General features: G+C 67.4%; 19 protein-coding genes. 8 read left to right on the forward strand and 11 right to left on the reverse strand.

Annotated elements, in window-relative coordinates:
- The first annotated feature begins 120 nt into the window (after positions 1-120).
- Entirely contained in the window at positions 121-450 is a 330-nt protein-coding gene (locus Q1K33_RS11770; RefSeq protein WP_300404120.1) for an antibiotic biosynthesis monooxygenase, read from the forward strand.
- A gap of 119 nt (positions 451-569) precedes the next feature.
- Complete coding sequence (locus Q1K33_RS11775; protein ID WP_300404122.1) at positions 570-845, forward strand: PspC domain-containing protein; 276 nt, start codon at positions 570-572, stop codon at positions 843-845.
- Here Q1K33_RS11775 and Q1K33_RS11780 read toward each other — a convergent pair.
- Positions 800-2326 carry an MDR family MFS transporter gene (locus Q1K33_RS11780; RefSeq protein ID WP_300404124.1) on the reverse strand — a complete coding sequence of 509 codons (1527 nt, stop codon included), beginning with the start codon at positions 2324-2326 and terminating at the stop codon, positions 800-802. The two genes, Q1K33_RS11775 and Q1K33_RS11780, sit on opposite strands and share 46 nt — an antisense overlap.
- Positions 2327-2473: 147 nt before the next feature.
- Complete coding sequence (locus tag Q1K33_RS11785) at positions 2474-4717, reverse strand: MMPL family transporter (RefSeq protein ID WP_300404126.1); 2244 nt, start codon at positions 4715-4717, stop codon at positions 2474-2476.
- Between the two features lie 149 nt (positions 4718-4866).
- Here Q1K33_RS11785 and Q1K33_RS11790 point away from each other — a divergent pair, with 149 nt between their 5' ends.
- On the forward strand, positions 4867-5637 hold the full coding sequence (locus Q1K33_RS11790; RefSeq protein ID WP_300404128.1) for a WHG domain-containing protein: 771 nt from the start codon (positions 4867-4869) through the stop codon (positions 5635-5637).
- 52 nt (positions 5638-5689) lie between these two features.
- On the opposite strand, the gene Q1K33_RS11795 is transcribed toward Q1K33_RS11790, so the two are convergent.
- The 7 genes from Q1K33_RS11795 to Q1K33_RS11825 all read right to left on the reverse strand — a co-directional run bounded on the left by Q1K33_RS11795 (position 5690) and on the right by Q1K33_RS11825 (position 9362).
- A complete protein-coding gene (locus tag Q1K33_RS11795) occupies positions 5690-6388 on the reverse strand; it encodes an NAD-dependent deacylase (protein WP_300404130.1) in 699 nt (232 codons plus the stop codon).
- A 43-nt stretch (positions 6389-6431) separates the two neighbouring features.
- The gene (locus Q1K33_RS11800) at positions 6432-6821 is read right to left on the reverse strand and encodes a hypothetical protein (RefSeq protein ID WP_300404133.1); all 390 of its coding nucleotides are present in this window, start codon (positions 6819-6821) and stop codon (positions 6432-6434) included.
- 115 nt (positions 6822-6936) lie between these two features.
- The gene (locus tag Q1K33_RS11805) at positions 6937-7266 is read right to left on the reverse strand and encodes a LuxR C-terminal-related transcriptional regulator (RefSeq protein WP_300404136.1); all 330 of its coding nucleotides are present in this window, start codon (positions 7264-7266) and stop codon (positions 6937-6939) included.
- On the reverse strand, positions 7263-7388 hold the full coding sequence (locus Q1K33_RS11810; RefSeq protein ID WP_300404138.1) for a hypothetical protein: 126 nt from the start codon (positions 7386-7388) through the stop codon (positions 7263-7265). The genes Q1K33_RS11805 and Q1K33_RS11810 overlap by 4 nt, the downstream gene beginning before the upstream one ends.
- Before the next feature lie 205 nt (positions 7389-7593).
- On the reverse strand, positions 7594-8289 hold the full coding sequence (locus Q1K33_RS11815; RefSeq protein WP_300404140.1) for a DUF3800 domain-containing protein: 696 nt from the start codon (positions 8287-8289) through the stop codon (positions 7594-7596).
- A 507-nt stretch (positions 8290-8796) separates the two neighbouring features.
- Positions 8797-9147: a type II toxin-antitoxin system RelE/ParE family toxin gene (locus tag Q1K33_RS11820; protein ID WP_300404142.1), complete on the reverse strand. Its 351-nt coding sequence runs from the start codon at positions 9145-9147 to the stop codon at positions 8797-8799.
- Positions 9144-9362, reverse strand: coding sequence for an addiction module protein (locus Q1K33_RS11825; protein ID WP_300404144.1), 219 nt, complete (start codon positions 9360-9362; stop codon positions 9144-9146). Before Q1K33_RS11825 ends, Q1K33_RS11820 begins: the two co-directional genes overlap by 4 nt.
- A gap of 530 nt (positions 9363-9892) precedes the next feature.
- Here Q1K33_RS11825 and Q1K33_RS11830 point away from each other — a divergent pair.
- On the forward strand, positions 9893-10831 hold the full coding sequence (locus Q1K33_RS11830; RefSeq protein WP_300404146.1) for a MamI family restriction endonuclease: 939 nt from the start codon (positions 9893-9895) through the stop codon (positions 10829-10831).
- Here Q1K33_RS11830 and Q1K33_RS11835 read toward each other — a convergent pair.
- Positions 10828-12813, reverse strand: a complete 1986-nt coding sequence (locus Q1K33_RS11835; protein WP_300404148.1) for an N-6 DNA methylase — start codon at positions 12811-12813, stop codon at positions 10828-10830. The genes Q1K33_RS11830 and Q1K33_RS11835 overlap by 4 nt on opposite strands.
- A gap of 733 nt (positions 12814-13546) precedes the next feature.
- On the opposite strand from Q1K33_RS11835, the gene mobF reads away from it, so the two are divergent.
- The 3 genes from mobF to Q1K33_RS11850 all read left to right on the forward strand — a co-directional run bounded on the left by mobF (position 13547) and on the right by Q1K33_RS11850 (position 18067).
- The gene (gene mobF, locus Q1K33_RS11840) at positions 13547-16285 is read left to right on the forward strand and encodes a MobF family relaxase (RefSeq protein ID WP_300404150.1); all 2739 of its coding nucleotides are present in this window, start codon (positions 13547-13549) and stop codon (positions 16283-16285) included.
- Positions 16286-16544: 259 nt separating this feature from the next.
- Positions 16545-16871: a hypothetical protein gene (locus Q1K33_RS11845; RefSeq protein WP_300404152.1), complete on the forward strand. Its 327-nt coding sequence runs from the start codon at positions 16545-16547 to the stop codon at positions 16869-16871.
- Between the two features lie 35 nt (positions 16872-16906).
- On the forward strand, positions 16907-18067 hold the full coding sequence (locus tag Q1K33_RS11850; protein WP_300404154.1) for a site-specific integrase: 1161 nt from the start codon (positions 16907-16909) through the stop codon (positions 18065-18067).
- A 24-nt stretch (positions 18068-18091) separates the two neighbouring features.
- Here Q1K33_RS11850 and Q1K33_RS11855 read toward each other — a convergent pair whose 3' ends face one another.
- Positions 18092-18607 carry a hypothetical protein gene (locus Q1K33_RS11855; RefSeq protein ID WP_300404156.1) on the reverse strand — a complete coding sequence of 172 codons (516 nt, stop codon included), beginning with the start codon at positions 18605-18607 and terminating at the stop codon, positions 18092-18094.
- 119 nt (positions 18608-18726) lie between these two features.
- Between Q1K33_RS11855 and Q1K33_RS11860 the strand changes: the two genes are divergently transcribed.
- The gene (locus Q1K33_RS11860; protein ID WP_300404158.1) at positions 18727-19920 is read left to right on the forward strand and encodes a helix-turn-helix transcriptional regulator; all 1194 of its coding nucleotides are present in this window, start codon (positions 18727-18729) and stop codon (positions 19918-19920) included.
- Positions 19921-19956: the final 36 nt, after the last annotated feature.

Here is a 19956-nt window from a genome sequence, read left to right on the forward strand (position 1 = left end):
CGGTGCGGTCGGCTACGCGCGCGGCCCCACCCACCGCAACCACCAGGGCCAACCCGAGGGAGCTGCTCGCCCCACGACACGGACCCACCACCAGACCGGCCCACCTGGCAGGCTGAGCCCGTGACCGTCATCAAGATCAACGCCATCACCGTCCCCGCCGAGTCCGGCGACGAGCTCGCCCAGCGCTTCGCCGCCCGCGCCGGCGCCGTCGACGGACAGGAGGGCTTCGAGGGCTTCGAGCTGCTCAAGCCCGCCGACGAGCGCACACAGTGGCTCGTGCTGACCCGCTGGCGCGACGAGGAGTCCTTCCAGGCGTGGGTCAGCTCCCCGGCGTTCGCCGAAGGGCACCGTTCGGCGGCGGAGCGTGCCGGCGGCGATGCGCCCAAGCCGGTCTCGACCCACAGCGAGATCTGGAACTACGAGGTCGCAGGCGGGTCGACCCCGGCCTGAGCCCCGGCACCCCGAGACCCGCACCAGGGGCGAGTCAGGGCGTCACCCGATGTGGTCGGGGCCCTGGTCGAGCCACAGTGGAGGCACACCACAGACCGCTGATCGAAGGAAGTGCCCCCATGAACGACATCCGCCAGAGCTTCGCCCGCCAGGGCCTGGTCCGGCCCAGCCAGCACCGCATCCTGGGCGGCGTCAGCGCCGGCATCGGGCGACGCATCGGCGTCGGTCCGTGGACCGCTCGGCTGCTCGTCGTCCTGACGATGCTGGTCCTGCCCGGCAGCTCGATCCTGATCTACCCGATCCTGTGGATCCTGATGCCCACCGAGGAGCAGGCCGCGGCGTACGGCGCCTACGCGCCGCCCGAGGGCCCGGCCGTGCCGCCGACCACTGCCTGAGCCTCGCCCGCGGGCTCCTCGATCCGCGTCGGCATGAGCAGTCCGGTCGCCAGGAGCGCCAGGGCGATCACCGCCGAGCACAGGAACACCGCCTGGATGGCGGGAGCGATCGTGCCGGCGGGGAGCGACTCCAGGTCGAGGGCGCCGCCGCCGGCGGCACCCGCGACGCGGCTGTTCACGATGGCGCCGAAGGCCGCGACTCCCACGGCACTGCCCATCGAGCGGGCGAACATGTTGGCGCCCGTCGCCACGCCGCGGTGCTGCCAGCCGACGGACGACTGCGCGACGATGACCGCCGGGCTGGCGACGTACCCGAAGCCGATGCCCATCACGAAGCACGGCAGGGCGAGCTGCCACAGGCCGCTGTCGGCGTCGACCAGGGTGAGCAGCCCGGCGCCGACCACCGTGATCGCGGCGCCCATCGAGACCGTGGCCCGGAAGCCGATCGTCAGGTAGAACCGGCCGCCGGTCGCGGCGGCGATGGGCCAGCCGATCGTCATCGACGCCAGCGCCAGGCCGGCCACGAGCGCCCCGTGGCCGAGCACGGACTGCGCGTAGAGCGGGACGTACGACGTCAGCCCGAGCATCAGCACGCCGACGATGAACGATCCGGAGGCGGCTGCATTGAGCACGCGCCGCTGGAAGATCCAGAGCGGGAGCACCGGCTCGACCGCACGGGACTCGACCACGACGAAGAGCGCGAGCAACGCGGCAGCGGCGCCGAAGATCCCGACGCCGAGGGGCGAGTCCCAGTCCCACCGCACGCCACCCTCGAGGAGGCCCAGCAGCAGCAGCGTGCCGCCGGCGGCGAGCAGGCCCGCGCCGAGGTAGTCGATGCGGTGCCTGCGACGCTCCACGCTCTCGTCGAACCGGCGCCACAGGACCCACGCCGCGGCGGCGCCGAGCGGAAGGTTGACGAAGAAGATCCACCGCCACGACAGGTAGTCGGAGAAGACGCCGCCGAGAGTCGGCCCGATGATCGAGGCCGTCGCCCAGACGCTGGCGATGTAGCCCTGCACCTTGGCGCGCTCGGCCAAGGAGTAGATGTCGCCCACGATGGTCATCCCCATGGGCTGGACGGCTCCGGCGCCGAGGCCCTGGACGAGGCGGAAGACGATCAGGGCCGGCATGCTCCACGCGATCCCGCAGAGCAGCGAGCCGAGCACGAAGAGCCCGATCCCCAGGAGCATCACCGGCTTGCGACCGAAGAGGTCGGCCAGCTTGCCGTAGATCGGGACCGAGACCGCTTGGGCCAACAGGTAGATCGAGAACAGCCACGGGAACGACGTGAACCCGCCCAGGTCGTCGACCACGGCCGGGACCGCGGTCGCCAGGATCGTGGCGTCGATGGCGACCAGACCGATGCTCAGCATCACGGCCAGCAGGATCGGACCGCGCTCGCTGCGCAGACCGACGCTGGCACGGGTCACCCGCGCCGGCGGCGTGGGCTCGGCGGTCGCGGTGGGTTCGGGGGCGGTCATCGCCACGGCAACCACGGATCGCCGCGGGTTGTTCCGCGATGGGCTGACGCCCCAGGCGCGATGGTTCCCGACGAAATGGCCCCTGCGGGGGCGTCCGGGGGGCCATTTCGTCAGGGACTGTCCCGACTCACGCCCCGATCGCAGCGACTACCCCACGGAGGCGGGAGCGGTCGACTGGGAGGGATCGGCCGCGCCCCCCTCGTGGCCAAGGGCATCCACGGCGCCGACGGCCGGCCGACCTGCCTCGGGCCCCTCGCGGAAGCCGTAGCGCTCCCACCACCGGGCCATCGGGGCCGGAGCCCACCAGTTCCAGCGGCCGAGGAGCTTCATGGTGGCGGGCACGAGCAGCGCACGGACGATCGTGGCGTCGATGAGCAGCGCCACGAGCATGCCGATGCCGAGCATCTTCATGAACACGATGCCGCTGGTCCCGAAGGCACCGATGACGACCCCGAGCAGGAGCGCGGCACTGGTGATGATCCGACCGGTCTTCTGCACGCCGGTCGCGACGGCGATCGTGTTGTCGCCCGTCCGGTCCCACTGCTCACGCACACGGGAGAGCAGGAACACCTCGTAGTCCATCGAGAGCCCGAAGAGGATCGCGAGCATCAGGATCGGGTTGGTGGCGTCGAGGAAGCCCTGCGACTCGAAGCCCAGCAGCCCCGAGAGGTGACCGTCGCTGAAGATCCAGGTGATCACGCCGAAGGCGGCACCGATCGAGAAGAGGTTCATCACGATCGCCTTGATCGGCAGGACCACCGAGCCGAAGGCCAGGAAGAGCAGCACCATCATGATGGCGACGACGATGAGTCCCATCCACGGCAGGTGGGCCGCGACGGAGTCGATCAGGTCGACGGTGTCGGCGGTCAGGCCGCCCACCAGCACGTCACCGGTGCCCGGGCGCACCTCGCGCAGCGACTCCACGATGGCCTGGGACTCCTCGGACTGGCTGTTGCCCAGCCAGGCGGCGCGCAGGAGGGTGACGTCGCCCTGCGTGGCGACCGACTGGACACCCTCCACACCCTCCACGTCGAGCACCGCGTCGCGGTAGGTGGCGACGTCGTCGGCCGAGACACCCGACAGCAGCAGGCTGGCGGTGGACTGCTCGGGGCCGAACTGCGAGTTGAGGGTGTCGAACGCCTGGTGGGCCGGCGCGTCCTGCGGCAGCACCCGGTAGTCCACGCTGCCCCACTTCGCGCCCAGGAAGGGCGAGGCGATCGCCAGGAGCACGAGGACGGTCGCGACCATCACGAGCACGGGACGGCGCATCACCGCGTGGGCGAGTCGGCCCCAGCGCTCCTCCCCGGTGGTGGTGGAGACCGCGCGGCCACGGCGCCACGGCAGCCGCCCGCCGTCGACCCGCCGGCCGAGCACGACGAGCAGCGCAGGGAGCATGGTGAGGGCCGCCAGCATCGCGATCAGCACGGCCGCCATGCCGCCGTACCCCATGGAGCGCAGGAAGGTCTGCGGGAAGATCAGCAGGCTGCTCATGGCGGCGGCCACGGTCAGGCCGGAGAAGAGCACGGTGCGCCCGGCGGTGGCGAGGGTACGGCGGATCGCGGTGCCGGCGGCGTCGGGGCCGTCCGGCAGGAGGGCAAGCTCCTCGCGGAACCTGCTGATCACGAAGAGCGCGTAGTCGATCGCCAGCCCGATGCCGATCAGCGAGACCACGTTGACGGCGAAGATCGAGACCTCGGCGACCTCCGCGATCAGGCGCAGCACCGCCAGCGAGCCGATCATCGCCAGCAGCCCGACGAGCGCGGGCATCGAGGCCGCGACCAGGCTGCCGAAGATGAGCAGGGCCAGGAGGATCACCACGGGGAGGCTGATCAGCTCGGCGCGCTCGAGGTCCTCGGAGGTGATCTCGTTGACGTCGTTGTAGACCGCGTAGCTGCCGGCGAGCTGGACCGACAGGTCGGCGCCGACCTCCTCGAGGGTGGGTGAGATCTCGTCGTAGCTGACCAGGAAGTCGTCCTGGGTCTCACCCTGGAGCGAGATGAGCACCTGGACGCTGCGCCCGTCCTCGCTGATCAACGGCGCCGCAGCCTCGGACGGCAGGTCGTAGGGGGTGACGACCGAGCTGACGGCGTCGTCGGGCAGGGCGTCCACCACCTCGCGCACGGCGCTCTCGAAGGCGCCGTCGGCGGCAGTGAGGTCGCTCCCGGCCGGAGCGGCGTAGATCGCCACGACGTCGACGGTCTGGTTGCCGAACGCCTCCTGCTCCAGGCGCAGCTCGCGGGCCGACTCGGTCGCCGGGTCGTCGAAGCCTCCCTGGCTGAGGGAGTCGAAGACCCCGATGCCGTAGGCCGCAGCAGCGATGGTCACGAGCACGCCGACCACCAGCACCCGGCGCGCCCGGCGGGCGACGATGCCTGCCCAACGATCGATCATGAGAGTCTCCTGCGTGTCCGACGAGGCGCGTCCCGTGACGGGCCTTCATTCAAGTGAACGGTGTTAATCGTAAACGGTGTAAACTCTCGTCGTCAAGCCTTCCGCGACGTCGACCGACGTCCGCTCCCCACCCCGCAGTCGAGGAACCCGTGCCGCACCTGGTCGATCCCACGCTCACCCGCCGCGAGCGCCAGCGCGAGTCGACGTACGTCGACATCGTCGCCGCCTCCCGCGAGCTGCTCGCCGAGTCACCCGAGCTGTCCTTGCGCGCCGTCGCAGCAAAGATGGGGATGACCGCTCCGGCGCTCTACCGCTACGTCGCCAACTACCAGGAGCTCGTCGACCTGGTGGCCTTCGAGATCGACAAGGCCGCGACCCTCACCTTCGCGGAGGCAGCCGACGCGCTCGATCCCGACGACGCCCCGGGTCGACTCGTCGCGGCCACGACCGAGTTCCGCCAGTGGGCGCTGGGCAACCCCCACGAGTTCGCGATCGTCTTCGCCAACCCGGTCGCCGAGGCCGCGTGCGTGCGCCGCGACCTGCTCACGCTCGCCAGCTCCGGCCTGCTGATGACCGACCTGATCCACGACGTGTGGCGTCAGCGCGGCTTCGCCATCCCCGCGATCGACGACCTGCCCGACGTCGTGCGCGCGTCCCTCGAGGACCCGCTGATTCCCGCCAAGGTGGAGGACCTCGCTCGCGAGGATCGGGGGCTGGTGTGGGTCTACATGCAGGGCTGGACCCAGCTGTACGGCGTCGTGGTGCTCGAGGTGATGGGCCACATGGATCCGCGCGTGATCGAGTCCGGCGAGATGTTCATCGACGTGATCCGCCGCTTCGCACCCACGATCGGCCTGGCCGAGGAGATGCCTCGGTTGGAGACGCTGATCCGAGAGCGGTTGGGTCGGGCACCGGGATAGCCCTGACGCAGGTCAAGGATCTCGGTGCCGAGACCTTGATTTCCGCCCGGGACTATCCGCTCCGGCCCGCCAGTACCTCGTCGACCCACACGGGGACCAGCTCGCCGGCACGACCGTGCCGGGCCTCGTCGAAGAAGTGGGTGCCCTCGCTGGGCATCAGGTTGAGCTCGAGCGTGCGGGCGCCGTGGCGCGCGGCGTACTGGACGAAGCCGGCGGCGGGATAGACCGCGCCCGACGTACCGATGGAGACGAAGAGGTCGGCCCGGGTGAGCTGAAGCTGGATCAGGTCCATGCCGTAGGGCACCTCGCCGAACCACACGACGTCCGGGCGCAGCTCGCTCACGCCGCAGCCGGGGCACGGCGGGTAGTCGCTCAGCTCGCGGGTCCAGCTCATCCGCGCCCCGCAGCCGCGGCACAGCGCCGAGCGCAGCTCACCGTGCATGTGGTGCACATGGGCGGACCCACCGCGCTCGTGCAGGTCGTCGATGTTCTGGGTGACGAGGAAGAAGTCGTCTCCGAGCACGTCCCCCAGGCGACCCAGGGCCCGGTGGGCCGGGTTGGGCTCGACGCCGGCCAACGCAGCGCGTCGGTCGTCGTAGAACCCGTGCACCACGGAGGGCTGGCGCTCGAACGCCTCGGGCGTAGCGACGTCCTCGACGTCGTGGCCCTCCCACAGGCCGTCGGAGTCGCGGAACGTCGCCACCCCGCTCTCGGCGGAGATGCCGGCCCCGGTCAGTACGACGATCCTCACACCGCAGTCCTACCAGCCGCGCAGGCCGTGACGCTCGGCCACCTCAGAATTGGCCTCGCTGCTGCTTGCCCCCGGCGACCGCCGCCACCACCGACGCGATCGCGGCGACCGTGCAGATGCCCGCCGCGATCCAGTAGCCGATGCTCATCATGTCCTCGAACTCCAGGGACACCGCGACCAGGATCGCGACGTGCGCGAGGCACAGCGCCACCCACGGCACGGTCGAGACCGCGACGTACGAGGACGCGATGACGAACGCCACCGGGGCGAGCACGACCCAGGCGATCCCGACGGCGTACGCCGTCTCTCCCTGTCGGTGCTGGAACTCGATCATCGCGACGGCGTCGCCGTCGATCGTGATCAGCAGCGCAGCCGTCACCGCCGCTGCTGCCAACGTGGCGGCGAGCGAGAGCACGCGGACGGGGTTGGTCATCAGCACGACGACCTCCGGGGAGCACCGAGAGTCATGCGGCCCAGTCTGCTCCACGACCGCGAGTCACACAGGAGGATGCACGAAGGGGGCGTGTGGACCCCGCCACGTCGGGTGCTCAGTTGATGGCCCGCAGCTCCGGCTCGGTGTCCGGCTCCTCGAGAAGTCCGTGCTGGACGCCCCACACGACGGCGTGCGACCGGGTGGGCGCCCCGATCTTGCGGTAGGCGCCCCGAATGTAGGTCTTGACCGAGTTGAGGCTCAGGTAGAGCGTCTCGCTGATCTCCTGGTTGGAGTAGCAGTTGGTCACCAGCCTCATCACGTCCACCTCGCGCGGCGAGAGGTCGGCCACGGCGGCATCGCCGTGGAGCCGGTGCCGGGGCACGACGACCAGGCGTGGCGCCGAGGGACCGGGGGCCCGGTCGCAGGCGACGGGCAGCGCGGTCATCGTCCGACCACCAGCGCCAGCACGAACGCCACTGCGGGGCCGGCGAAGAGGAGCCCGTGGCCCCAGAGCTCCTCGGACAGTCGCGAGACGGAATCGGACGTGGTGCTCGTCGGGTGGGTCATGACGTTCACGTGCCCCGTGGTCGCCACCGAGAAACCCGATGAACGTTCAATCACCCCCAGGGGTGAGTGGCCTCGTAGCCCCGCCGGCTCAGGGCAGGCCGAGCCCTTGGGGACGGCGACCCTCCCCACGTGTGTCGCACCACGACAGCTGGTGGCTGACATATCGTTCCATCTGAAGGCCAGCGGGGTTTCGTTTCCTGCGGGTTCAGGCGCCGAAGCGCTTGCGATCCAGCGTCTTGAAGTAGCCCTTCTTCAGCGCCCGCTCGGCGCTGTCCTTCGGCGTCGAGAAGAAGCCGCGCTCGGACGGAGACAGCCCAGAGGTTTCGATCTTCCGCCGGAGTAGGGCCAGCGTGCAGCACAGGTCAGCTGCCTGAAAGAGGCTGTAGTCAGCCGGAACCACCTTGCGCACCTCGACACTCAGGTGTGCGTTGAAGACGCTGTTGACGAGGTTCGTGATCTCTTTCTGACCGTTGTCGTAGTAGATGACGATGCGCTCCCAGGAACTGAAGAACTCGGAGTTCGACCGGATCAGCATGCCAAGCTCGCGTGACATCGCGCTCACGAGCCGGTCCGTGTCACCAAGCTCGCGCTTGCTGAACACCCACGAGTGGTGCGTGACCTCGCACGTCCGGACGAAGTCGACAAGCACCCGGAAGATCGATCGGCGGGATGGCATGTCGAGCAGCCGATAGTCGTGCTCTCGACGGATCAGGGGACCAGTGTGGATCGCGTGGTCTGCCGGCAAGCCACGCGTTACCAACGCGTCGTGAATCTTGTCCAAGTGCCCAGCGATGTCGTCGCTCTGGTCGTGGAAGACGAGGCTCAGCACGTAGAACGGCGAGTGCTTCTCGAAGGGGCCGAAGTCGCCGGACTCGTCGATGAAGATGCTCAACTCACGCACGACAAGGCCCCTAGAAACGACTTGAGGCGGGAAAACCCGCCTCAAGAGGGTGGCGGGGGATGTCCCCGCCTAGAGGTTGGACCAGGGCCTCTCGGCCAGCCCAGGTGCACAACTGTAACACCGGGCACCGTCAGCGCCCCACCAAACCGCACGCCCAGTCCGGTTGCGCTTCACACCCACAGGGCGGCGCAGCCGTGGCAAAGCCATGTGAAGCGCAACCGGACTGGCAAGTCACTTCTGCTCCCGCGCCGACTGACCCCTTCCCGGCGCTCTGCCAGCCGCATGTGGACCGTTTCACCAGGGATCGTTGGACCCTGCCAGCGCGCGTGGCCTGCTCGAAGAATTTCCTCAGCACGCAAGGGTACGCGATCAGGGCATGTCGTCGCCGATGTCCCCGGCCGTTCCATTTGGCCTCGAACTCAGCGCGCACGTCGTCGGCCGGAATCGCACGCGACGGGTCCGCCTTGGCACAACGCCTGGCCGTGGCCCGGCTGGAGACGGCGGGACTCAAGGTGAGGTCCTGAGCCGCCCGCACGGACGCGTCAGGGACTGATCCGCTCGCGCCAGTAGCCGGGTCGCCGCTTGGTGCGCGATCGCAACGATCGCCAACTGCTCGCCGGCGACGAAGTAGACGACGCGGTACGGGAAGCCACTGACTCGCTTGGACCGCACTGTTGGCTCCCGCTCCCAGCCCGGCCAGGCGCCCCAGGAGTCCGGTGAGTCGACCGCAGCATCGATCGCCTCGCGGACCGCGATCTCGAAACGTGCGCCGACACCGAACTCACGCTCGTCGTACAACTCGACATCAGCGACGAACTCCGCCCTCGCCTCCGGGTGGAAGTTGAAGCCACGGATCATGCGTCGCGCGCGCCCCGGCGTGCAGCTCGTCGATCCGCAAGCTCAGCAAACACGTCCTCGCCGGGAACCATCCGCACCTCGCCGCTGACGACCTCGTCGACGCGCGAGGCGATCTCTGCCGTCCACGACTCGTCCACAGACTCTTGACCGACCGCCTCGAGAGATTCGAGCAGCCGGAGCGCCACGTCCTCGCGCACCGAAGGAGGCAGGGACATCCCCGCCTCGAAGAACTCCGACGCACTTAGCGACATGCCGGGCAGTCTACGGTCCAGCTCGGACAGCCGAAAGGGATCGATCCAGCGCGTTCGGCGCCTGCCTTGAGCGGCTGTCCGCCCTGGCCCCACGCCCGGTCCAGACCGGTAGGCGGGGATGACGCAGATCGAACACTCCGACTCCTGATCGAGGGGCCACGACTGGAGGTCTCAGAATTCTTGCGGACTTCTTGCGGACTAGAGGCTCCAAATCGACCCTCAACATCGCTTTGACCTGCAGAAACGCTATCGATTCAGTAGTACCAGGGGAAGCGCGGCACGCTCGGCGGCTGCTGGTGGTCATTGACGGTATCGTCCGGCTGACCTGCGACGACGTGCCGGGAGTCGTTGGCTGTGCTCGGTCGCGGCTGGTCGTCCTGCCACATTTTCGCCACATCGAAAGCTCCCGGCATCGCGCTAGTGGCGAACCGCCTGACAGCGCTCCTTGAGCGCCCATAGACTTCCCCGCTCGGGCTGAGTCGGAGGGAGCATCAATGAAGGACGAGGTTGCGGTCGCGATCGCTGCCGGAATCATTGAGCGGCGCGAGTTGCTTCAAAGCCTCACGTTGGACCAACAAACGACTCTCCTCGAGAAGCTCTTCATGGAGTTCTTCGGCGACCTCCATACGACGCTACAGAAGTGGGCTGCATTGACCGGCCAGACCGCCCAGGTCGACACCGGTTACATCGCGCAGTTTGTCGCGTCGATCGTGCTGAAGGAGCCCGGGCAAGGCTTCCGGGGCAAAGGCGACGACCTTGCCGATGGCAGCGAAGTGAAGTCTGCGGCGATCATTTCGGGAGTTGACCGGCCACGTTGGAACCACAACATGGGCACACCAGCCCAAGACCGGACCAGGAGCAGCAAGGGGAAGGTCCTCGCGAGCGACGAGTACCTCGAATCGCCTTACCTCTTCTACCTCCTCGCCGACAGGTCGGCTTCCGACACGCACCGGCCACGAGCGATCCGGATTCGTGGCTGGCTGATCGATGCGGAGAACGACAGCGGTTGGCGCGACCTTCTCAGGCTTTATCAGAGCCAGAAGGCAGACGGGCAGTACAACCTGCAGCTGCACCCACCGGTCGCGTACGACGACGACATCGTCGTGAACACCCTCGGCAATCTGGACTTCTCCGAGGTGCTCGTCTTCGACGCTCGCGTCCTTCGTTCGGCCGATGACGCGTCCCCGCTGGTGCAGTGGGTGAAGCCTTTGGAGGACGACATCCTTCCCCAGGTGGGCAGGACGCGAGCCATTGCGTATGGGGGCAGGGGATCACGCCCGAGCAGGCTCACGGGTGCCAGCGATCTCGTTGCCGACATCGCGGTGGTCGCGCATCTGTTCCCGGATGTGCTTGGCGATGAACAGGCCGACAGATTGGCCATAGCCTCCGCCCGCGAGGTCACTGCCGAGGCAGAGACGGCCGACGATGACTAATCCGCGCTGATCCCGTAGCGCCTGAACAGAGTCGAGCGCCCTTCCTCGACGTTCCTCATCGCGTCCTGGACTTCGGCTCCCAACGCATCGAGTTCGACCTGGCCAAGTCTCGGCACGACGAGTCCGAGTACATCGCTTGCGCTGATACGTCGCCGCGAACTGGAGGTCCCGCGTCCGAGCGGCTTAAGTTGCGCCTGGACGTCCGGGTGGTAGAGCAGCCCCAGAACAGCGTAGGGATTGATCTGGGACCGGAACACGCCAAACTCGCTTGAGCAGACGACACGCTCTCTGGCTGTCGGGATGACAGCCGCACGCAACTTGGATGGGTTCAGCAGCGAGACCAAGACCTCCCCGGCATGTGCCATCTGCCCAGGCGTGGTCGGCTCATACTGCTCCGCGTCCGGCCAACTCACGACACCAAGCGCGTCAACGTGGAGGACCGAGACGAAGGTGAGCCCGACATCGCTGCGCTTCTGACTTTGCTTCCGCCGCGCGGTCAGGTACTCGCCGAGCGACGCTCCTCCCTGCTGCTCAAGCCGGGAACGAGACGCAAGCGCGGCCGGATCAATGCGGCTGGGATCGAGACTCACGAGGGCTTCTGACGCGATCGAAGCGACCAACGGTGATTCACTGATCTGAATGAGCGGAGCGGGCGAATCGCCAAGCGTCAGTGCCTTCTCAATCCCAGTGACGACCTCGGGAATCTCCGTACCTGCAGGATCCGCTGCGGCCTTCCCAGCCTGCCGAATGAACCCCACATGCTCAACCCGCGCCAGAACTGTACGCGAGACTTTGGAGCGCTTCTGGATGAACAGTGCGCTCGTCTTGGCCACTGTGCCGCTCAGAGCAAAAGTGCTAGTCGGCAGGCTGATATTGGCAGCCACAGCGAGGTCGCCGGCCCGGTCGATCAGCTCATCGAAATGCCGCCCGTCGACTATGCCATCTGGCAGGACGATGCCAAGGACACCATCTGGAGCCAGCAGGTCTAGTGCGCGGACTGTGCATGCGAGAGCTGGATCGATCGTCCCTTTGCTCCCAAGCGACGGAATCGCCGTGGTGGTGCGGCGCAGCCCTTCCGCGTTGTCGTACTTCCCCCCACCGAACGGTGGATTGGTCAGGATGAGTTGAAGCGAGCCTCGCAGCCGGTCCAGCGCCGGAGCGGTGACCGAGTCAGAGACAGGAAAGACATGGGGCGTCGATGCTCCGTACAACATCAGGTTGATCGCGGACTTGGCGATCGCTGTCGGCGACTGGTCGGCTCCCATCAATCCCGAGTCGAGGAGGGCGGCCAACGTTGCCGCATCGGCCCGCGACTCTGCCGCCTCGAACGCCGCGACCAGGAATCGACCGGTGCCACAATAGGGGTCTGCGATGAGCGGCGAGACTCGGTCCCATCCCGACAATGGATCCCGCAGACCGAAGGCAATGTCGGCCATGGCACGCGCGATGCCACTCGGGGTCAAGAAGGTCCCCAACCCGCCTGAGTGGTCGTAGCGGCCACTCAGGAAGGCGTCAAAGGCCGTGCCGAGGGGATCCGCGACCCCTCGCTTCTCGTCGGAGACGACCTCGTCAACGAGGCGAACTGCGTGATGCAACACCTCTGCCTGTGTTAGGCGGAATGGCTCGTCGGCTGGCCAGAGCGGCTGGGCCTGTCCTGTCGAGTCCTTGGCACCAAGAATCGGGCTGAGGTTGGCCTCGACGAACGCGAGCTTCGTGAACTCAACGATGCGTTCCGGGGCGATCTGACCCCGGAAGAGGTCACCCACGGGATGGCCGTCGATCGTGGCCGAATCCCCGGCTCGGGTGGCCCACAGGCGGAGGAAGAGGAGCTTGGACACCTCCTCGATGGCTGCGTTGGTCGGACGAATCCCGCCCTTCGCATACAGGAGTTGATGAAGCTCATCAAAACGACGGGCCAGAGCCAACTCTGCATGCCCAAAGTCGCCCGCGACGCCTAGCATCGGGACGTCGTATGTGGTCACCATGTCTTCTCCCGTCGTGTGCCAATCGTTCCCGGAACTCTAAGGCTCTCCGGGGACATCCACCTGCGGCGCACCGACGGCCTGTGGACAACCGCGCCATCGAGCGACGCTGTGGACGCCTCGTGGTTCGTTCGGAGGTCAACGAGGTCTTGTGCTGCTCGGAAAACTAGGTCAAATCCCAGTCGCGCAGAACCGCAAAAAGCAGGCGTTCAAGGCTGAGTCCGTCGCCACCGAGAGCGATCGTCGCGTCGACAGCACTTTCAAGCCTTCCGAGGAGTTCCGCCTTGGTTCCAATCATCGGCGAGTCCAAGACCGATGGGGTGGAATCGGTCGAGGTCGAGGAGCCGGTGTTCGAAGTGGCTCGCCTTGTCAAAGTCGGCGGCGCCATCCGCGAGTGCTGCTAGGCAAGAGCGGGCTTCAGCGAGGGCGACGGCGTACGCGAGTTTCATCGACAGGAGGACATCGTCGATATCGAAGCTGGAACCCCCGTATCGACCGGCCATTCGCTGGCCGTCGTTGAACGTTGCTGGCCGCTCGATTTTCCGCCCGACAGGCTCAGAAACCCGCCCTTCAGACCCTCCAACCCGTCGGCACGCATGCTACGAAGGATCGTGTTGGGTCGCCTGGGGACGGGCGGCCCAGAGTCGATTTTCAGGGTAGTTGTTGGACGTTGCTGGCAGTGACTGTGGCCGCGTCCGGGACCGGATTTGGGGTGGTCGGGGTGCGTGGTGGGATGAAGTTCTACCGCGGTAGCGCCGCTGCGGCACGCTCATATGTCGAGGCCGACCACTCCCGTGCCGATGACTACTACCTCAGCGAGGGTGCCGGGGTCGCGTCCCGTTTCGTGGTCGATGTGAGCGAATCGGTGAGCCTCACCGTGGGCCAGGCACCGGATCTCGATGGCGAGACCTACGAGCGGTGGGTCGGCGGGTACGACGTCGACACCGGCGCCGCCAAGGGTCGGCTGCGAGACGATGCGAACGCGTTGCGGTTCGTCGAGGTCACCGTCAACGGTCCGAAGACCTGGTCGCTGGCGGCCGCTCTGATTCCGGAGATCTCGGCCGCCCTCGATGCCGCGCAGGACCAAGCGGCCGCCCAGATCATCGGCTGGGTCGCCGAGCACGCCACAACGAGGGTCGGGCCGCGTGGGCGTCAGGTCCAGGTGCCCGTCGAACAGCTCGAGGCTGCGGTGATCCGTCATCACACCTCGCGTGCTGGTGACCCGCACCGCCACCTGCACCTGCAGATCAACGCCCGCGTCTTCGCCAAGAATGCGTGGCGCGGCATCCATTCGGTCGGGGCGCGGGACTCGTTGGAGGCGATCAACGGGATCGGGCATGCAGCGGTCGTCACCGACCCCGGGTTCCGGGCAGCACTCGCGGCCCATGGGTTCTCCCTCGACTCACCCACCGGCGAGATTGCCGAGCTGGCTGCGTACGCGGGGCGGTTCAGTGCTCGGGCGGCGCAGATCGGCCGCAACGTCGAGGCCTTCGAGGCGTCGTGGCGTGCGGCGCACCCCGGCCAGGAACCCGGACCGAAGCTCCGGCGGACCTGGGACCGTCGGGCGTGGTCCCAAGCGCGACCCGACAAGGTGATCCCGACCGATGGGGCGGCGATGGTTGCGGCGTGGAACGACGAGTTGCGCGCGCTCGGGTACCGCGCCAGGTCAGCACCGGTCAGGCGCATGTCGGTCGCGACGCCGAGTGTGGGAGGCCTGGATCGTGACGCGGGTGTCGAGGTGGTGCTGACGCGGTTGGGGGCGAGGAGGTCGGCGTGGAACGCAGCCGATGTCCGGGGGCAGGTCGAGCAGTGGATCGCCGCGACCGGGATTGTGGTCGAGGCTGCGGTGCGGATCGAGCTGGCCGAAGACCTCACCGCCCGCGCCCTGTCTGCGTGCACCCCGTTGCTGGACCGTGACGACGTCCCGGAGCACGTCCGGGCCCTGTCCTCCCCGCAGGCGATCGGGGTCGAGGACCGCATCACCGAGCTGCTGGGGGTGCTGGCCCACAGCCGCGGATCGGACGCCGACCTCGACCCGCGGGTGAGCGCAGGCCTTGACCCGGCACAGCAGAACGCCGTCGCTGCCCTGACGGGCACCAAGAACCTCCTCGTCATCGAGGGTGCAGCCGGGTCCGGAAAGACCACCACCCACACCGCCACCAAGACAGCACTCGCGTCGCAGGGGCGTCAGATGACTGTCGTGACACCGACCCTGAAAGCCGCCGAGGTCGCAGCCGCTGAGATCGACGCCCCCGCGTTCTCCGCGGCGTGGTTGGTGCATCAGTGGGGGTGGCGCTGGGACGGCGACGGCCACTGGTCCCAGGAGTTCCAGGTCCCCACCGACCCCGCAGCACACCTCGACCTGGGCGACCTGCTGGTCATCGATGAGGCCGGGATGCTCGACCAGGACACCGCCCGAGCTCTGCTCGAGGTCGCCCAGGAGTCTCAGGTGCGGGTCGCGTTCCTGGGGGATCCTCACCAGCTTCCCGCGGTCGGGCGTGGTGGGGTCCTCGACCTCGCCACCCAACACGCTGGGGCTGATGCGACGGTGTGCCTCAACGTGGTGCACCGCTTCGCCGACCCGACCTATGCCGACCTCAGCGTCGCAATGCGCCGCGGTGACCCGGTCTTCGATGAGCTCTGGGAGGACGGCCACATCGTCCTGCACCCCAGCGAGGCCGAACGGACCCAGATGATCGCTGCCGAGGCCGCGGAGGCGATCCTGACCGGTCACACCAGTAGGGCGCTGATGGCTGACACCCGTGAGCAGGTCGCCGCCCTGAACGCCGCGATCCGAGACCGCCTCGTCGCAGCCGGTCTTGTGGATGACCACACGGTGGTGACGACCCGGGCCGGGGAGCGGCTCGGGGTCGGTGACCGGGTCGCGACCCGACGCAACGACGTCCAGTACGGGCTGGCGAACCGTCAGAGGTGGACCATCACCGCCATCACCCCAGCCACCGGCTACGTCCTCACGACCTCGAAAGACGATGGCCCGGCCCTGGAGCTGACCCTGCGTAACGACCACGGCATCACCCGACAGGTGCCGTCCTGGTACGCCCAGGCATGGGTCGAGTCGGCCTACGCCACCACCGTCTACGGCGCCCAAGGTGAGACCACCCCCGTCGGGCACCTCGTCCTAGGACCAGGCACCACCGCAGCATCTGCCTACGTCGGCATGACCCGCGGGCGGCACGACAACACCGCCCACGTCATCGCCGAGACCCCCGCACAAGCCCGGACCATGTGGGAAGGCGCCTGCTCACGCGAGCGGGCTGACCTCGGCGTCGCCCACGCCCGACTTCAAGCCCTCGATGACATCGACCGCTACGGCCCCATCGGACACCCCTCGGTCAAGAAGGTCGCGCGGCAACCAGAGACCGGGCGCAAACGTGCCCTCGACCCTGCCCACGACACCGTGCCCAGTCGTTCGCCGAGCTCCTCGAGGTCTGGTCCCAGCATCGGGTTCTGACCCGCCCGCGGTCGGGAAGCCCGCTTTTCGGGCCCGGCCGGCAAATTCGTCGAAAGTTTTTTCACCTGTTGGACGGGCGGTCGCTGACCTGCACAAACAGCACCGAGGGGCCATCGCCCGTCCTGCGCCCGTCCCCGGACGGGCGCACCCAGGAGGGGCGTTTATTGGTGCGCACCGTGAGGAGAGTTGACCCAGCAGTGTCCACTCAGGGCCAATCGTGCGCTTGCAGTAGACCCAACCACATTCAAGGAGCCGTCCCATGACCAGCCAGCCCCACCCCGACCAATCCACCCCCGAGGAGTACCTGCGCCGCCTCACCGAAGGCGACGAGATCCTCTACCTCAAGGAAGCCGCGGCCCTGGTCCGCAAATCCGAAGGCACCATGCGCTACTACCGCCACCTGGGGATCGGCCCCCGAAGTTTCCGCCACGGCCGCAACGTCGCCTACTGGAAGATCGACCTCGTCCTCTGGCTGGCCGAGGAGGCCGCACAACCAGCCGGCCGCTCCGACGGTGCCCACGCGCACGCCCGTCCACAGGTAGGCCGGTCGAGCAGGACTACAACCCGGACCCGCGAGACAGAGTGAGCCATGGCCTGGAGCAGTGAGACAGGGAGCTAGCCATGGGTTGGGTATGGAAGCAAGACCAAGCGTGGCGCGGCGCGTATCGCGACGAGGCCGGCACCCAGCACACGAAGTCGTTCAAACGGCAGACCGACGCCAAGCGATGGGTCGCCACCGAAGAAGCAAAGGTCGTCCGCGGCGACTGGGTCAACCCCGCAGCAGGCAAGGTCACCTTCTCGGCCTTCTACGCAGACTGGGCACCGCGCCAGGTCTGGCTCTCGTCCACGCGCGAGAACGCTGACCTAGCTGTCGCAGGCACTACGTTCGGCGAGATGCCTCTGCGCTCGATCCGTCGCTCCCACGTCGAGGCGTGGGTCAAGCGGATGAGCGCCGTTCTGGCCCCGACGACGATCGACACGCGAGTCACCATCGTGCGCGGCGTGTTCCGTGCAGCGGTCGCGGATCGCCTCATCTCCTCTGACCCGACCACCGGTGTCGTGTTGCCGCGCAAACGCAAAGCCGAGGCAGCCATGGGCCTGCCGACCAACGCCGAGGTCGCTCTGCTGCTCAATGCCGCAGAGCCCCCCAACCGGCCTCGGTCCCGACCTGGCTTCACCGCCTACGTCGCTCTCTGCGCCTTCGCAGGACTCCGTCGGGGCGAGGCGCTGGGCGTCCAGGTAGGCGACATCGACTTTCTCGCTCGTACCCTGCGCGTCGCCCGTCAGATCCAGCGAGCCAAGGCGGAGGACATCAGGGCCGGAAGGAACCTCGTGGAGGCGGTCGCCGGGATCACCGTGCTTACCCGAGCCCCCAAGTACGAATCCGAGCGAACGATCTATCTGCCGGATGAACTGGTCGCGATCCTGGCTGAGCACGTCAGCCAACACACTCCCGTTGGCAAGCCGTTACGCTGGTTCTTCGACGAAGGCGGCAAGCCCTGGCACGACAACCTCGTCGACTACCGATGGCGCTCGACACGGACCGACGCGGGACTCGCGTTCAAGCTCCACGAGCTGAGGCACTACTTCGCCAGCGGCCTCATCGCCGCCGGGTGCGACGTCGTCACCGTACAGCGCGCGATGGGCCACGCCTCGGCCACTACAACGCTGAACACGTATGCCCACCTCTGGCCGAGCGCCGAAGACAAGACGCGCGCGGCTGTATCCGGGATGGTGGCCGCAGCGCTTGCTGCTACGGCTCGGGTCAAGGGGCAGGCCTGAGGGCCTTGCACCCAGTCCGATCCATCAGGCCGCGAGGAGGCGGCCGACGTTGACTCCGACTTTGCTGCCCGACTTGGTTGCCGCAAAGACTACGCCAGCCACCGTCAGAGCCGCCGCGAGAGTGACCCCGAGCCGCTTGTCCAACTGCTCCGAGAGGAACCTCTTGTTTTCGGTGTCCTTCAGGTGGGCCCGCTCGTGCACGTCGCGAATCTCGTCAAGAACGCGCAACCGCTCCTCTGAGCTCAGGTCCCTGTCGAGTTCGCTTCTTAGTGTTGCAAGGACCGCGAGGTCGATCTTGTGGACCATCTCCATGCTGCTTGCGTTCGACGCGACCAGGCCGTCGAAGGCCGACGCAGCGTCGTCGATTGCCAGTTTGGCGAAGGCCGTGACTTCGGGGATCTGACCGACGAGCTGCAGAGCCACCTCGCTATCGATCTCCGGAATCGCTGCCAAGAACCGCAGGAACGTGTCCTTCGAGAGATTCCTCCACGACTCAATCCCGAGAACCTCCTTCACCTCGATTTCGTTGCTGTACCGCATGTTTCCGCCTGCTTCCTTCGCTAGTTGACGCCGACCCAATTAGTCGGCTTGAGTAGAACTTAGTTCACTAAATTCTACAGTGTCAATGCAAGATCGAGTCCCCGGGCTATGCTGTGCCAATGGCGGACTACTCATTGGAAGCTCTTGGTCATGTGGTGAAGCGTCTCCGGCGCGAAAAGGGCCTCACACAAGAGGAATTGGGCCACGCCGCTGAATACGGCAAAGGCGCTGGTGTCTCGATCTCCAGGCTCGAAAACGGGCGGCTGGAGCCAACGGACAAGTTCGCGGGCATTGCTCATGCGCTCGGCCTCAGCGTCTACGAGCTGCGGGCGCGAGCAGCACACGAGACCGCCGCGCTTCAGACTGCCTCCGCTGATGGTGCACGGACACACGATGTCCGAGTCGCGGCGATCTTGCATGCGAGTGAGCGGAGAAGGCAGCTAGCCCCCGCGCTCGATGCCTTCAACGACGCTCGCCAAGTCGCCGAGACCAACTTCTTGATGAAGCTTCGAAACGCCGCGACCCTTGTGGTCGACGCGCCTCCGCACGACGAGACTCATCTCGGGCAAGGGAGCGAGGCACCATCAGACGAGGCGGAGGCCGAAGCGTCCTTCCAACTCAGGTTCACTCAGTACGGCGTGTCCAAGGCGCTGGCCGAGCCAGACGGCGGCGCTGCCGCTGGCGGTGTAGTAGGCGGCGCTGCGGCGTACCTCGCGTTTACAGAGGCTGTAGCCCTTGGAACCGCGCCGCTGGGCGCTAGCATCCCGCGCCTCGCCGCGGCTTCAGCGGCGCTTAACGGTCTCAGGGCAGCGATGGGAGTTGGGAGGTCAGCGCGTGTCGTCGGCCCGGGTGGCGGAGTGAACCTTCTCACCGCCGTGGCGGCGGGAGCAGTCGTCGCAACGATTATCGAACGCCAGGCGGCGGCGAAGCACAAACGCAAGGCGCAGGAATCGGCCGCCAAACTAGACGCAGCCGAGGCAGAAATCGCAGCGAACCAACCCAACGTCGAGGCGTTGCTTGACGTGATTCCTCGCGCAACCGAACTCCTCGAATACATCGCAGTGCACGCCAGCCACGCACTGACGCGATGGGGCGGGCTGATCGGCGACGACCCCGTTGGGTGGGTGAAGCTGTCACGGACGGAGCAGCAGAGCTACGACGACTTCGTCGCAGTTGCGGCCGCGCAGCTGTCTGTGGCCTCCATCGACTTCCAAGAGCTCGCGACGAGCCGAGGCAGCGACTTGGAGCAGGCCACAGCACTGGCAGACCAGATCCTCATACAGTCGCGGCGCGCGATCACAACGCGCGTTTGACGCGTCGGCGGCACATGCAGTGCCGGCTAATCGCGC

Source organism: Nocardioides sp. (assembly GCF_029937575.1).
In the GTDB taxonomy this organism is placed as follows: Bacteria; Actinomycetota; Actinomycetes; order Propionibacteriales; family Nocardioidaceae; genus Nocardioides.